General features: G+C 60.4%; 13 protein-coding genes and 1 tRNA gene. 6 read left to right on the plus strand and 8 right to left on the minus strand.

Translation table 11 applies throughout. From position 1 onward, the window contains the following. Window positions 1-81 precede the first annotated feature (81 nt). The 3 genes from C6Y62_RS11075 to C6Y62_RS11085 all read left to right on the plus strand — a co-directional run bounded on the left by C6Y62_RS11075 (window position 82) and on the right by C6Y62_RS11085 (window position 3,659). Complete coding sequence (locus C6Y62_RS11075; protein WP_068459087.1) at window positions 82-465, plus strand: DUF1622 domain-containing protein; 384 nt, start codon at window positions 82-84, stop codon at window positions 463-465. A 190-nt stretch (window positions 466-655) separates the two neighbouring features. Then, window positions 656-1,633: a hypothetical protein gene (locus C6Y62_RS11080; RefSeq protein ID WP_173953951.1), complete on the plus strand. Its 978-nt coding sequence runs from the start codon at window positions 656-658 to the stop codon at window positions 1,631-1,633. 67 nt (window positions 1,634-1,700) lie between these two features. Then, window positions 1,701-3,659: a hypothetical protein gene (locus C6Y62_RS11085; RefSeq protein ID WP_173953952.1), complete on the plus strand. Its 1,959-nt coding sequence runs from the start codon at window positions 1,701-1,703 to the stop codon at window positions 3,657-3,659. A gap of 79 nt (window positions 3,660-3,738) precedes the next feature. On the opposite strand, the gene C6Y62_RS11090 is transcribed toward C6Y62_RS11085, so the two are convergent. Further along, window positions 3,739-3,823: transfer RNA gene (locus tag C6Y62_RS11090), tRNA-Leu, on the minus strand. 357 nt (window positions 3,824-4,180) lie between these two features. Here C6Y62_RS11090 and lipB point away from each other — a divergent pair. Continuing rightward, window positions 4,181-4,897, plus strand: a complete 717-nt coding sequence (lipB, locus tag C6Y62_RS11095; RefSeq protein ID WP_173954030.1) for a lipoyl(octanoyl) transferase LipB — start codon at window positions 4,181-4,183, stop codon at window positions 4,895-4,897. A 101-nt stretch (window positions 4,898-4,998) separates the two neighbouring features. Here the strand turns inward: lipB and C6Y62_RS11100 are convergent, their stop codons facing one another. Beyond that, window positions 4,999-5,346 (minus strand): hypothetical protein, encoded by a 348-nt coding sequence (locus C6Y62_RS11100; RefSeq protein ID WP_173953953.1) that lies wholly within the window; start codon window positions 5,344-5,346, stop codon window positions 4,999-5,001. Between the two features lie 304 nt (window positions 5,347-5,650). On the opposite strand from C6Y62_RS11100, the gene C6Y62_RS11105 reads away from it, so the two are divergent. After that, window positions 5,651-6,499, plus strand: a complete 849-nt coding sequence (locus C6Y62_RS11105) for a LysR family transcriptional regulator (protein WP_173953954.1) — start codon at window positions 5,651-5,653, stop codon at window positions 6,497-6,499. A 170-nt stretch (window positions 6,500-6,669) separates the two neighbouring features. On the opposite strand, the gene C6Y62_RS11110 is transcribed toward C6Y62_RS11105, so the two are convergent. The 4 genes from C6Y62_RS11110 to C6Y62_RS11125 form a co-directional block, all read right to left on the minus strand. Then, window positions 6,670-7,062 carry a RidA family protein gene (locus C6Y62_RS11110; protein WP_246274578.1) on the minus strand — a complete coding sequence of 131 codons (393 nt, stop codon included), beginning with the start codon at window positions 7,060-7,062 and terminating at the stop codon, window positions 6,670-6,672. Further along, entirely contained in the window at window positions 7,059-9,062 is a 2,004-nt protein-coding gene (locus C6Y62_RS11115; RefSeq protein WP_068459079.1) for an acetyl-CoA carboxylase biotin carboxylase subunit, read from the minus strand. Before C6Y62_RS11115 ends, C6Y62_RS11110 begins: the two co-directional genes overlap by 4 nt. 348 nt (window positions 9,063-9,410) lie before the next feature. After that, a complete protein-coding gene (locus C6Y62_RS11120) occupies window positions 9,411-10,421 on the minus strand; it encodes a hypothetical protein (RefSeq protein ID WP_173953955.1) in 1,011 nt (336 codons plus the stop codon). Window positions 10,422-10,721: 300 nt separating this feature from the next. Next, complete coding sequence (locus C6Y62_RS11125) at window positions 10,722-11,063, minus strand: hypothetical protein (RefSeq protein WP_068459077.1); 342 nt, start codon at window positions 11,061-11,063, stop codon at window positions 10,722-10,724. A 355-nt stretch (window positions 11,064-11,418) separates the two neighbouring features. Between C6Y62_RS11125 and C6Y62_RS16450 the strand changes: the two genes are divergently transcribed. Continuing rightward, window positions 11,419-11,583 (plus strand): Flp family type IVb pilin, encoded by a 165-nt coding sequence (locus C6Y62_RS16450; protein ID WP_173953956.1) that lies wholly within the window; start codon window positions 11,419-11,421, stop codon window positions 11,581-11,583. Window positions 11,584-11,811: 228 nt separating this feature from the next. Here the strand turns inward: C6Y62_RS16450 and C6Y62_RS11135 are convergent, their stop codons facing one another. Together C6Y62_RS11135 and C6Y62_RS11140 are read right to left on the minus strand one after the other, a co-directional pair. Further along, the gene (locus C6Y62_RS11135) at window positions 11,812-13,344 is read right to left on the minus strand and encodes an acyl-CoA carboxylase subunit beta (RefSeq protein ID WP_068459076.1); all 1,533 of its coding nucleotides are present in this window, start codon (window positions 13,342-13,344) and stop codon (window positions 11,812-11,814) included. A 276-nt stretch (window positions 13,345-13,620) separates the two neighbouring features. Further along, window positions 13,621-13,953, minus strand: a complete 333-nt coding sequence (locus C6Y62_RS11140; protein WP_173953957.1) for a hypothetical protein — start codon at window positions 13,951-13,953, stop codon at window positions 13,621-13,623. Window positions 13,954-13,980 lie beyond the last annotated feature (27 nt).

Raw genomic sequence — 13,980 nt, forward strand, 5'->3', positions numbered from 1 at the left:
CCCTGCCGGGTCAGTGTGGTTATCGGCAACCGCCACTGTCGACACATGCAATCAGGACCATCGGTGAATTACGGGGCATCCATGATCGAAATCGCCCGCGTTACGAGCGAGGCGCTCGATGTTGTAGCGTTTGTTGTCATTCTGCTGGCGGTCGCGGTATCGACGGCCGTGTTCCTCACCAAGGTGGTGCGCACCGGGTTCCTTGCGAACTATCGCGAGTATCGCGCCAACCTGGGACGCGGCATCCTTATCGGCCTGGAAATCCTGATCGCCGCCGACATCCTGAAATCCGTCGTGGTCGATCCCACGGTGGAAGGCATCATCGTGCTCGGTGGCATCGTTGCCATCCGCACCTTCCTGTCGATCTCGCTCGATGTTGAGATCAACGGCCACTGGCCGTGGCAGTCCACCCGGCTGTCACAGGAAAACAGTCCCCCCTACCCGGAAAAGCAAGACGTCGCCTGATCGATTTGGCCTGACGTCGTCGCCGCACCACGTCGACCGTTGCCCGTGACCGCACCGGAAAGCCGCAGCTCTCCGCCCGCTGTGAACAATTGCATGGACACCCCCGGTGATCCTAGGCGATCAATCGGGCTGCGGGCCCACCCACAAAACAGCTGTGCCCGGCAGCGCCATCCGCGGGGACACACATCAAGTGATCACGTCACGATACCAGACTGCCTCGCACGGGCCGGACAGCGGCTCGGACATCGCGTTCCAGTCGGCCACGGGATTGCATATCCATGCGACCGACAGCCCGGATAGCCCAATCCTGGAAACGTTCTATGCCGGTTACGACCGCGCCTTCGTGCTCGCCAACGAGAAAGAGGAGCTCTCCGGCTTTCGCGAGTGTCTCGCCCTCAATCATGGTGCCGCTTATGAAAACCTGGCCCGACAGTATGGACCTTTCCGCGAGATCGTGGCGATCGCACTGGATCCGGAAAGCGGCCGCTGCATTGCTGGCGCCAATCTGATTGCCTTCCCCGCGCGGGCGCGCTCCGGCTCGCAAACTCTACGCGCAACCATCAATCTCAATTATGTGTTTGTCGCGCCTGAAGCCCGTGGCCAGGGACATTTGCGGCGCATGGCAACAGCTGTCAGCGAGATTGCGTCCGCGTGGCTTTTTAACGATGCCACAGGGGACCAGCCGCCAGCACACCACGACACGCTGGTGTTCATCGAACAGAATGATCCGCTGCGCATCAGCCGCGCGGATGCCGAGAAGGACACGGCCCATTCCGGTATCGGTCAGTTCGATCGCATCCGCATCTGGACCGCCCTCGGTGCCCGCATCATCGATTTTCCCTATGTTCAGCCGCCGCTTTCAGCGCAACAATCCGCCGACGACAGCCTGCTGCTGTCGGTCTACGGTGCATTGCCGCCACGGCTCGACGCTTGCGACTTTCAGCACCATCTGGAACGCTTTTTCGCCATATCGGTGCTCAAGGGGCGTGATCTGATGCAGGAACCGGTCGCAGCATCGCAGGTGCGGCTGCTCGAAGCTGCGTGTCAGGCTCAGCGCCCGTTCGCACTGTTCGATCCTTCGACTGCGCTGGACGAGGCAGAACATGCCTATGCCAAAAACAATGCTGCTATAGGTTCGTTGAGGGAATTTTTGCGCCCTGAAGTTTGAGGGCATCACGCATACTAAGAATGCGAATGAAGCGCTGTCATCCCGCGCCGATTTCGGGGGACCAGTAATGAACGAGTACATTGTTCACCACGGCGAGCGCTCATTCTCCGATAGCTCCAGCTGGGAGACGTGCGAAGACAAAACTCTTTATTGGACCCTCTCGCTTTATATCGATCCCGATCAGCTTCCAGCTACGCTGCGCGAAAGGCTGCATCCCACCAACAAGCTGCGCGTCCAGGCGAGCTATCTTGGCTCCATCGATCTGCGCGACACCATCGAACCTTTGTTCAACGACATCGCCGATCGCGAGCGGCTGTCACAGGTCGATGATTTTCTGCTCGACGTGCCCGGCCCGCGTCAGGGCGAACCGGTCATCATAACCGTTCCCGAAACGATCACCTGGTCCACGGAAGGCACAACGTTCCAGGCCCAGTTTCGCGAACCGATATCGCGCACACTCCGTTGCCGGCGCTTCTGGTATGTCCATCTCAACGGCGCGCTCTCGTATCACATATCGTTCGCATTCCGGTATCAGCACACGCCCGCCGACTTCTACTTCATCTCGATGTTGCAGAAGGTGGTTGCGCCGAAAGAGTTCACACTAGACGCGCCGCCAACGGGCGAATTTCTCACCGCAACTGAGCGACACCTGAAGCTGTTTCCGCTTGAGAAGATGACTGCGCGTTCGCCAAGCTCAGGCCCCGCTCCGCTCAAATTCTGGGACTTCATCCGGGCAACGTTCGATCAGCATGCCGACCACCTGTTCCGGCACATGCGCGTTTCGTTACATGCTCCGCGCGGCGATGAACGTTTCGTCGATAAACTGAAGCGCCAGGTCGAAGCGTTGCTGCCAGCCGCGCCCCGCCAACACTCATACTTTGACCAGCTTATCGCCAACGACCCGTTCATCGAGGTGCCCCGGCTGGCAATGCCCCGCGCGCGGTTCCTGTTTCTGTTTCAGGACCGCACCTTCTTCCAGGACCTGCTGCCGAAAACAGCCGACGGCGCGCCCCGGCCCCGACGCGAGCTGGTGACCGACGCCGACTATGACTGTTTCAAGGAATGGATTCAGGAGCGGATCAGCGAGGCCAAGCTTGCGTCTGCGCTCAACAAAACGAAACCTGTCGTTGTCATCTCGCACGAGTTTCTTGACTACCTGGCTGCGGAAACGCCGGATCGACTGCGCTACCTGTTTCTGGCCGGCTTCAATCAGAACATCATCGATTTCATCAATCAGGAAGCGTCGGAAATTCTCGACAGCACCGACCCGATTTATCCCAGAACCAGCGAGCAGGAAGAAGAAAGCTTCTTTGTCCGTTATGCCAATCCGCGCGCGCTGATCCAGTTCGTTCGCGCCTCACGCAGCCTCGAGACCGGCAACGATTTTATCGGCACCTGCCCTTACGCATTCCTGGTTCACACCATCGCTCTGCATAATGAGTTTCTGGTGCGCCAATACGAACAGCAGGTTGAGAAACTGACGCGCGATATCGGCGGGCTCAATGCCAAACGCCAGCTCAGCCATGCGGCGCGGCGCTTCTATAATTTCCGCACCCAGACTTACACGCAGTATCGCAAATTCCGTTACGCCAATATTTTCCGCTACGACACGGAAGCCGATGTTTTCAAGGAAGTGGAGCGGCGGCGCGGCAGCCTCAGAAAAGATCAGTATCTTGAGCAGATCGTCATCAACCTGGAGGCGCAGACCCGCGACCTTGAAGGCCGCATCAGGTCCAACGAGGATCGCCAGCTCACCACCCTCGTTGCCGGCGTCGGCGCCTTCAGCATCCTGCAGGTCGTGCTGCAGATCCTCGACTATTTCGAGAAGCACATCGACGATCCGCAGACCAGCAAGGTGTTCTTCGGCATCAACTTCGGCAACATCGCGAACATCAATTACATCGCGAGCCTGCTGATCCAGTTCACCGGCTTCGTGCTGGTGATGCTGGCCGCGCTGGTCGTGTTTTTCTACATCGTGAAGCCGCTGGGCGTGCGCATCATCCGCCTGTTCACCCGCACCCGGTAACGGGCACATCCGGCGCCGGAAAAGGCAACGCCCCCGAAGATGGCTTCGGAGGCGTTAGGTAACTGCCTGAACTGTTCACTGGTGCGGACGAGAAGACTCGAACTTCCACGGGTTGCCCCGCTACCACCTCAAGGTAGTGCGTCTACCAATTCCGCCACGACCGCAAACCGGCGAACAGGAAGCGCTCATATAACCAAGTTACGCGCCGGGAACAAGATCACCCGAACACTATTCCCGGCCCCAAATGCGAGAAATTTCGCCCCATCGGGCGGCAAATCGCCTCCCACTGCCCGATCGGCCATCTGGCACTCGGCGCCACGTGGCCGTAGACCATGATTGCTTCGAGCTTCTATCCCTCCGAAGCGTGAATCACCGGCCCGATCAAAAGGCTAGGCCACATCGCAATTCGCAGCGAAGCGATTGTGCTCTAGAATGTCACAATGCCGCCCAGCGCACCCGACCTGCAGCCGACCAATCCCGATGACGCCCCCAGCGCGCCGTCATCCGGCCTCTGCCGCCGGATGTCCGCCCTCGCCGCCGACTGGGCCAGCAGCAGCGCCCCCATCCCCTACCCGGAAGCCGTCGCCTTCATGCAGCAGCGCGCGGCGGCCATCGCCTCCGGCCGGGCACCCGAACTGGTATGGTTGCTGGAACATCCCCCGCTCTACACCGCCGGCAACAGCACCCGCCCCGAAGACCGCCCCGCGCCCGCGCGCTTCCCCGTATTCGAAACCGGACGCGGCGGCCAGCTCACCTACCACGGTCCCGGCCAGCGCATCTGCTATCTGATGCTGAACGTCAAAGCCCGCACTGGCGACGTGCGCGCGTTCGTCTCCGCCCTTGAGGACTGGATCATCGCCAGCCTCGCCGACCTCGGCGTCAAGGGTGAAACCCGCTCCGGCCGGGTCGGCGTCTGGGTCGCCAGACCCGAGCGCGGCCGGAGCGCCGAAGACAAGATTGCCGCCATCGGCCTGCGGCTAACACGATGGGTCAGCCTGCATGGCATCAGCCTCAACGTCGATCCTGACCTCAGCCACTACGACGGCATCGTCCCGTGCGGCATCCGCGAACACGGCGTCACCAGCCTCGCCGACCTGGGCGCACCCCACGACATGCCCTGCGTCGACGCCATACTCCGCCGCCAGTTCGAACAGCGCTTCGGTCCGACGCAGGATGCCCCCGCGCCATCAATCGGCAAAAGCGATGCAATTGGAAAAAGCCAGATCGGCGCAGAATAGCGCGGATGAAAGCGCCCGCCCCGTCGCCGCAATCCCCACAAACTGAAAGCCCGGCCGTCGAGGGACCGGGCTTCCAACCGTCCTGATGACCGGATGTCACTCTATTCGTTGCGGGGGACCTCTGGCCGGTCCGCATCATCGCCAACCGCTGGCGCAGCGGCCGCCGGAGGCGCATCGTAATAAAGTAATCCGTCCTCAATCGATACGACGTCCGTCCCTTGCAGGGTGTACCCGTCGTGGTCCGGATCGCGATTGAGGTGTAACACACAGCCTCCGGCGCAGATGCCAGTCACCGTTGCGGACGGGGCAAGGTTATGCTCCGCCACCGCATTTTCCTCGACGATACTGATCTCGTAGGCCGTATCATCGCGGTTGGTGATCGAGGATGCGAGCGCATCCGCATGCACGCCCAGAACGCTGGCAAGAGACGCCGCAACGGCTAGAACCAATCTCGCGGCAGCTCCCTTCATCGCGCGAAAGACCCGATTACTTCTTCTTCGCAGCGGGTTTCTTAGCAGCCGGCTTTTTCGCAGCAGGCTTCTTCTCAGCGGGTTTCTTCGCCTTAGCAGCAGCAGCCATGTTCGTCGTCCTTCAGTTGCCTGCCCGCATCAAGGATCGTCATGAGTTACCTCGATCGGGACACAGATCAATCTGGGGAGAATCAACCCTATTCACAAACGGATTTTTCCGAAGGACACTATCGGAAATTTCGATAGATAGCGGTCCGTTGTCCGCTCTTCGGAGCACCACGCCATGGACGTCAATCTCGCACGCACCTTTCTGATGGTGACGGAGACCGGCAGCTTCATCCATGCCGCGCGCAAGATGAACCTCACCCAGTCCACCGTCTCGGCACGCATCAAGGGGCTTGAGGACCAGCTCGGAAAGCCCCTGTTTGCGCGCTCCAAGGCCGGTGCGGAGCTCACCGCAGCGGGCGAACAGTTCCAGAAGCACGCGCTGGCGCTGGTGCGCATCTGGCAGCGTGCCCAGCTTGAAGTCGGCATTTCCGACCAGCACTCCGATCACCTCGCAGTCGGTGCGCCGAGCATGTTCTGGGATGCGCTACTGCTCGACTGGTTCGCTTCTCTGCGCGCCGACACGCCGCAAATCGCTCTGTCAGCCAGCACCGGTTTATCCACAGCCCTGATGCAACGGCTGCTGGAAGGCACGCTCGATCTCGCGGTCCTCTACCGTCCGCGCCAGCCGCGTGGCCTGATGATCGAACATCTGTTCGACGAAGAAATTGTGCTCGTAACGAGTGTGCTGTCACCGCAGCGGCGTCACGCTGGCGATTACCTGTTCATCGACTGGGGTCCGGATTTTCAGCAGGATCACGCCGCTGCCTTTCCCGAGCGCGCCAATCCCGCCATCAGCCTCGACCTCGGCTCGATGGCGCTGGATTACATGCTGGCCAACCCAAGTTCGGGATATTTTCCAGCGCGGCTGGTGAAGCCGCACATCGCAGCGGGGCGGCTGCGGCTCACCAAGCGTGCCCGCAAATTCACTTACCCCGTCTACGCGGTCTATCCCGAAGCCCGGAACGAGGAAGCCTACGAACCCATTCTCGACAGTTTGCGCCAGTTCGTTTCGAAGCACGCTTGAGCGGCCCGCCTCGACATCAAAGCCATGTCGTCGCTCTGTCGACCCGCAGTTTCCCGCCCAAACCAGCCGTGCCTTGTGACGGTTCGGATGAAGCGCGCCAAAACAAAATGGCACCCCAGGAGCCCTGGAGTGCCATTGATGTTTGCAAATTGACCGTGCCCTCAAGCCAATCAGGCTTCGGGCTTCAGCGCCGTCACTTCGATCTCGATCAGCATCTTTTCGTCGACCAGCCCGGTCACCATCACGGTGCACGCCGGACGAACGTCGCCGAAATACTTCTGCAGCACCGGCCAGATCGGCTCGAAGTCCTCGCGGCGCGTCAGCAGATAATGCACCCGCACCACATCCGCCAGCGACGAGCCTGCCTTCTCCAATGCCGCCGCGATGTTGCGGAAGCACTGGTCGGTCTGCTCGACCACGTCGGACGAGATGGTCATCGTGGCGTAATCGAAGCCGGTCGTACCCGACACGAACACCCAGCGCCCATCAGCGACCGCACGCGAATAGCCGATCTTCTTCTCGAACTCCGAACCGGAGGAAATAAGCTCGCGACCGGCCATCATTCGAACTCCAGAATAACGGCATCAACCGCAAGGCTGTCGCCCGGCTTGGCGTTGATCTTCTTGACCTTGGCGTTGCGCTCGGCGCGGAGAATGTTCTCCATCTTCATCGCCTCGACGATGGCAAGAGCGTCGCCCACCTGCACCTCAGCGCCTTCCTCGACGTTGATGGCCTTCACGAGACCTGGCATCGGGCACAGCAGATACTTCGAGGTATCGGCGGCCTGCTTGATCGGCATCAGCGCGACCAGTTCCGCCTCACGCTCGGTGTAGACGTAAACCGGCGACTGCATGCCGCCATAAGCAAGGTTGACGCCATTGAGGATCGGGCGCACCTGCACCGCAACCTGCTTGTCGTCGATCGTGCCCGACCATACAGGTTCGCCGGGCAGCCATTCCGATGTCAGCTCAAGCTCTGCACCGGAGTCCGGGAACGCAACTGAATAGTTGCCGTAACCACCTTCAACTTCCACCGGCAGCAGCTGATCGGCAACCTTGACGACGCGACGGCGCGCGAAAGCCACCGGCTGGCCGGACATCTGGTGCGTGATCTCGCGACGGCGGATGTTGTTCTCGTGATCGATCACCGCCGCGACAGCAGCAACGACCTGCAGCGCTTCGCCTTCCGGCTGGCGCGCAGTGAAGCCGTCAGGGAACTCTTCGGCGATGAAGCCGGTCGAGAGCGCACCTTCGCGCCAGCGCGGGTGGTGCATCAGCGCGGACACGAACGGAATGTTGTGCTGAATGCCGTCGATGTAGAAGCTGTCCAGCGCCTTCGCCTGTGCGTCGATGGCCTCGATGCGCGTCGGTCCGTGCGTCACCAGCTTGGCGATCATCGGATCGTAGAACATCGAGATTTCGCCGCCCTCGAACACGCCGGTGTCGTTGCGGACGGTGATGCCATCGCTGACACCTTCCTCAGGCGGACGATACTTCACCAGACGGCCAATCGAAGGCAGGAAGCCGCGGAACGGATCTTCGGCATATACGCGGCTTTCGACCGCCCAGCCGTTGATCTTCACGTCCGACTGCTTGAACGGCAGCTTTTCGCCGGCTGCGGAGCGGATCATCAGTTCGACGAGATCGACGCCGGTGACAAGCTCCGTAACCGGATGCTCCACCTGCAGGCGGGTGTTCATCTCAAGGAAGTAGAAGCTCTTGTCCTGACCGGCGACGAACTCAACCGTACCGGCCGAGTCATAGCCGACAGCCTTGGCCAGCGCGACGGCCTGTGCGCCCATCGCCTGACGGGTTGCTTCGTCGAGCAGCGGTGACGGGGCTTCCTCGATCACCTTCTGGTTACGGCGCTGAATGGAACATTCGCGCTCAGCCAGATGAATCACGTTGCCGTGCTTGTCGCCGATGAGCTGAATTTCGATGTGGCGCGGATTGACGATAAACTTCTCGATGAACATGCGATCATCGCCGAAGCTCGCCTTGGCTTCCGACTGGGCCAGCGAATAGCCTTCTTCCACTTCCCTGCGGTTGTTGGCAATGCGCATGCCCTTGCCGCCACCGCCGGCCGAGGCCTTCATCATCACCGGATAGCCGATCTCTTCGGCGATCTTGATCGCGTGCGCGGTGTCGGTGATCTCACCCATGTATCCGGGAACGGTCGAAACCTTCGCGGCAGCAGCGGCGCGTTTGCTCTCGATCTTGTCGCCCATGGCCGCGATGGCCCTGGGGTTCGGACCGATGAACACGATGCCAGCCTTCTCCAGCGCGATCGGGAATGCTTCGCGCTCGGAAAGGAAGCCGTAGCCCGGATGCACCGCTTCGGCGCCGGTGCTCTTGCAGGCCTCGACGATCTTGTCGATCAGCAGGTAGGATTGCGCGGCGGGTGGCGGCCCCAGGTGGACGGCTTCATCAGCCATCTCGACATGGAGCGCTTCACGGTCGGCATCCGAATAGACCGCGACGGTCTTGATACCCATCTTACGCGCGGTTTTGATGACGCGGCAGGCGATCTCGCCACGGTTGGCGATCAGGATTTTTTTAAACATTTTCCCCGCTGGTCCACTAGGTAGGCGCGGCCCGGGATCGGGGCGCCAGCCGGTTGCGTAGCTGTCGTTCTAAACGGCCCTTTGAGGGCCGTAAACTAGCGAATTCACGAAAACCCGGGCGGAAATCCACTCTATTCACAAACCCGCAAGCGGGCCGTTTCACAAAACATCCGCCAGCGCCGGCTTAAAGCAGCGTGGGTTTCTTTGCCGTTGATATTTCAGGCAAAAAATTGTGCAGCGTGCTGTTTTGAGCGCGAATTTACGCACCATGCCCCAAATCGTGGTCCGCTAGGCATGACAAAAGGCCGCTCGGGCAAAACCCGAACGGCCTCCTGAAATCTCAATCGATTAAGCAGCTTCGGCCAGGCGCTGCACCTTCGCCTGCAGTTCCGGATGGATTTTCCGGCTCTCCTGGCTGAGATACGCCACCAGCGCCGCTTCGCTCGCCGTGAGCCGGCCCCGGCGACCAATCCGACCGCAAAGCCATGCCGCATCGGCCGCTACGATCTCTTCGTTGGTGATGATTTCGATCCGCTGCATCTCCAGACGCATCAGCGCCCGCTCTTCAGACGACTGCTCGCGATAGCCCGAACGGATGCCCTTGAGGCTGGACGAAACCATCGCTGACAGCAGCGCGAGCTGCGACAGCTCACCGGTCGCTTCCATCAGCCACGGATCGCGCCGCAGCGATTCTTCGCGCGTCGGCACTGCCTGTCCGGAGCACGCCATCGCCACGTTGGTGAGCGCCTTCACGAACAGATCCATCCAAGCGGCATTCGCCTGCGGTTCGCAGATCTGGTCATTGATCTCGAACAGAACGTCAGCTTCCGCCTGCGTGATTGGCACCGCTCCATCGCCGCCGAACGCATAAAGAATGCGCCGAACCAACTCGACTTCGCTTTCACGAATGGTGCCGGATTCGCCCGGATATGCAGCTCGCAATGGGCCTGAGCCAGTGGTGACGGCATGCTTCACCTGATTCAGCGCAGCGCACGACAGGCTGACAGGCGACCAACGGGATTTGGTGAGCACGTTGACCAGAAGGTCCAAATCGGTCTTTCGCTCGACAAAACCTTCAGACGAAATGCGCTTGAAAAAGCGGTGAGCTTCATCCGCAGTCAGATAGCCTTCGGGCAGAACCTGCGCGACGACGTAATCCGTCAGCGCCTCGACATAAAAGCCGTCCCAGGTCGAATGCTGCGACTGGCAGGTTTCATTGAGCGCAAAGAGGGCCTCGGCCTCATCGGCTGTAATCGCACTGTCGTGGTGAAACGCGCTCTTGAGCCTGAGAACATCAACTTCGTGGATGCTTCCACGCTGCAACATCTCGGTAATCGGAAGCGACTGCAACGCACTCATCTCGGGCCCCGCTCGCATAATAAAAAAACTCGATGCCGAAACACTAGGAAAACAGGCTTACTAATTGGCTAACAGGTGCCTCGCCCCGGAGCAGATGTTGCGTTTTTCGCAACTGGCTCCATCCCCGAACGCCACGCGCCCAATCATTGCGGGCAAAAAAACGGGCCGCTGAGGGGGCGGCCCGTAAGTGTTCCGGGGGGAGTAACGCGTAAGGAAAGCTGAAACGTAACGTGTGAGGGGAAACTTTCGTTCGATGTACCTGCTCCGCAAACCAGTCGGAGCAAGTGATTTTCGTTCGGCTTACTTGCCGACGCGCGGCAGCCAGGTCGGGCGGCGCTTGGCGTCGTGGCGCTCCTTCGTAATGTTGTAGGAGGCGTCACGCTGCATGCTGTTCAACTCGCGGCGATCCGACTTGGTGAGATAGCCCTTCGAATTCAGCTGCGCCTTGCGGTTGGCGATACGCTTCTGCTCCGCGCGCAGCTTCAGGCCTTCCGTCCAGGTGATCGATCCGCTCTTGCGGCCCTGCTCGATCCGGTCGAGCTGGCGATCCTGCGTGCGGTTGATGCTACCCGCTGAGGCGGCAACGGACGTGGCGGCGACAGCGGTAACCAGCGTGGCAGCGATGAGAGCGATCTTGTTCATGGGTCCATCCTCTTTCTTCGGTTCGCGCCGTCGTTGCTGAGGCGCCGTTGATCTGATGAAAGGAGATTGCCCGCTCCGCCTTGAACCCGTTCTGAATACCGGTTGCAGGTAATGTTCATTATTTATTAGGCCCGGCGACTCCCCTGCGGGGAGCCGGCCGCCGGGCCTGATTGGGAGTGTGGGCGAACCGCAGCGCCGCCAGGCCAGAAAGCCATTCGCCACTGGATATAAACAAGTGGTCGCAACCGATCAGCGAACGGGTAACCACCGCCACTCAGCAGTAGGCGCCTACACCGCGACAAAGAACCATTTGTGAAGAAATGCGCCTCAATAGTTTCACGAACCGGAGGTCGCCGTGAAATTTATAAATCGCTTTATCGCCGACGATAACGGCACCACGTCGATCGAATATGGCGTGCTCGCGGGCTTCTTGAGCATAATGATCGTCGCTGGCGCTTACGCCATCGGTGAAAATCTGGTGCCGATCTTCGACCAAATAGCGGAGTACCTGCGGCAGTAGCGATGCGGCCCTAATATCGTACTCCGAGCCTCAGCCCGACGTCTCTCAACCCACGCGCAACAGCATCACGGGCGCTCGCGCGGCACGGCCCAGTATTCCGGGCTTCAGTTGAAAAACAATCTTCCCACGACACCCGCCTGCGTCAGCGCAAAATAAAAGGGCGAGAGCGCGAAGCTGGGATTGATCATCCACCGCCTCGGCGCTCTCGCCCTATTGTTCAACACTCGCTTAGAGCGGGATGTTGTCGTGCTTCTTCCACGGATTTTCGAGCGTCTTGTTGCGCAGCATGTCCAGCGCACGCCCGATGCGCCGACGCGTGCCGTGCGGCAGGATCACTTCGTCGATGTAACCACGCTCGGCGGCAACGAACGGATTGGCGAACCGCTCCTGATATTCGTTGATGCGCTGCTGGATCTTCTCCGGATCGCCGAGATCCGAACGATAGAGAATTTCCGCTGCACCCTTGGCACCCATCACCGCGATTTCAGCGGTCGGCCAAGCATAGTTCACGTCGCCGCGAATATGCTTTGAGCTCATCACATCGTACGCGCCGCCGTAAGCCTTGCGGGTGATGACCGTAACCTTCGGCACCGTAGCCTCGGCATAGGCGAACAGCAGCTTGGCGCCGTGCTTGATGAGACCGCCGTATTCCTGCGCCGTTCCCGGCAGGAAGCCCGGAACGTCGACGAAGGTGACGATCGGAATCTCGAAGCAATCGCAGAAGCGCACGAACCGCGCCGCCTTGCGCGATGCATCGCTATCGAGCACGCCCGCCAGAACCATCGGCTGATTGGCGACGATGCCGACCGTGTGGCCGTCCATGCGGGCAAAGCCGGTGACGATGTTCTTCGCGTAAGCTTCCTGGATCTCGAAGAAGTCGCCCTCGTCGGCAACCTTCAGGATCAGTTCCTTGATGTCGTAAGGCTTGTTCGGATTGTCCGGGATCAGTGTATCCAGCGAATAATCTACGCGGTCCAGGCTGTCAGCGGTCGGCAGCACAGGAACGCCGGACTGATTGTTGGCCGGCAGGAAATCCATCAGGCGACGCATCTGCAGCAGCGCCTCGACGTCATTCTCGTAGGCGCCATCGGCAACCGATGACTTGGACGTGTGCACCTTGGCGCCGCCCAGCTCTTCGGAGGTGACGGTTTCGTTGGTCACGGTCTTCACGACGTCCGGACCGGTCACGAACATGTAGCTCGTGTCCTTCACCATGAAGATGAAGTCGGTCATGGCAGGCGAGTAGACGTCGCCGCCAGCGCACGGGCCCATGATGACGGAAATCTGCGGAATTACGCCGGAAGCCAGCACGTTGCGGGTGAACACCTCGCCGTAGCCACCCAGCGCGTCAACGCCTTCCTGAATGCGGGCGCCGCCGGCATCGAACACGCCGATGATCGGCGCGCGATTCTTCAGCGCCATGTCCTGGATCTTCGTCATCTTGCGGGCGTGGCTCTCCGAAAGGGAGCCGCCCATGACGGTGAAGTCCTTGGCGAATACGTAAACGACGCGGCCGTTGATGGTGCCCCAGCCGGTGACGACGCCATCGCCCGGCGTCTTCTGCTTTTCCATGCCGAAGTCGGTGCAGCGATGCTCGACGAAGGTGTCAAACTCCTCAAAGGAGTTCTCATCCATCAGCAGCTCGATACGTTCGCGCGCGGTGAGTTTGCCACGCTTGTGCTGGGCATCGATACGCGCCTGTCCGCCGCCAAGCCGTGCATTGGCGCGGCGCTTCTCAAGCTCCCCGATGATGTCCTTCATGTTCGCTTTGCCTTCCCTCGTCGACGCGCGGCCTGACGCCGCATGGCTGGCCTCATAGCACGCACTTGGCGTGCTTGGAACGCGGGCGCTGCGCCGCACCGTGCGACCTATAGGAACGGGGCCGGAATTTCTGCCATTTTCAACGGTGTTTCATGGCCTTACGGCTGTGGATGGAAGCCGTTGAAAGGCTGCTGCATTACATCTCGGGGGCACGGATGCCGAATTTCAGCGCTGCCCGGCGCATTTCACCAGCGCCATTCAGAATGTGAACGGCTTTCAGTTGCGGTCCAACTGGCGCAGATAGCCAATGAGGGCCGGCACGCCTGTCACAAAAGTCGCGATGGCGAGAATGGCGACCGGACCACTGAGAGCGGTTGAGAAAATCTCGATGGTTGCGGGCGACAGAATGCCAATGCGCCCAGCGACCCAGAGTGCTGCCGCCGTCCACAGCGCAATGCCGAACGCCATCAGCGCATACACAAATGCCGGGTGCCGATGCCACAGATAGCCCGCCAGCCCGGTATGCCGATGATGGTAATACACCCAGATGACCGGCGGGAACGCCAGGAGGATGCCAACGACAGCAGCCAGCTCGATGGTTGCATCCAAAGCTTCATCTCCGCCCGACACGCAATC

It is taken from the genome of Hyphomicrobium sulfonivorans (assembly GCF_013306565.1).
GTDB lineage: Bacteria > Pseudomonadota > Alphaproteobacteria > Rhizobiales > Hyphomicrobiaceae > Hyphomicrobium_A > Hyphomicrobium_A sulfonivorans.

Excerpts from the sequence above, each read along its gene's own strand:
- C6Y62_RS11125 (WP_068459077.1), bottom strand. The coding sequence starts at position 11,063 with ATGAACAAGATCGCTCTCATCGCTGCCACGCTGGTTACCGCTGTCGCC.
- C6Y62_RS11085 (WP_173953952.1), top strand. The coding sequence starts at position 1,701 with ATGAACGAGTACATTGTTCACCACGGCGAGCGCTCATTCTCCGATAGC.
- C6Y62_RS11110 (WP_246274578.1), bottom strand. The coding sequence starts at position 7,062 with ATGATGGCCGGTCGCGAGCTTATTTCCTCCGGTTCGGAGTTCGAGAAG.
- C6Y62_RS11135 (WP_068459076.1), bottom strand. The coding sequence starts at position 13,344 with ATGAAGGACATCATCGGGGAGCTTGAGAAGCGCCGCGCCAATGCACGG.
- lipB (WP_173954030.1), top strand. The coding sequence starts at position 4,181 with ATGTCCGCCCTCGCCGCCGACTGGGCCAGCAGCAGCGCCCCCATCCCC.
- C6Y62_RS11115 (WP_068459079.1), bottom strand. The coding sequence starts at position 9,062 with ATGTTTAAAAAAATCCTGATCGCCAACCGTGGCGAGATCGCCTGCCGC.
- C6Y62_RS11105 (WP_173953954.1), top strand. The coding sequence starts at position 5,651 with ATGGACGTCAATCTCGCACGCACCTTTCTGATGGTGACGGAGACCGGC.
- C6Y62_RS11075 (WP_068459087.1), top strand. The coding sequence starts at position 82 with ATGATCGAAATCGCCCGCGTTACGAGCGAGGCGCTCGATGTTGTAGCG.
- C6Y62_RS11120 (WP_173953955.1), bottom strand. The coding sequence starts at position 10,421 with ATGAGTGCGTTGCAGTCGCTTCCGATTACCGAGATGTTGCAGCGTGGA.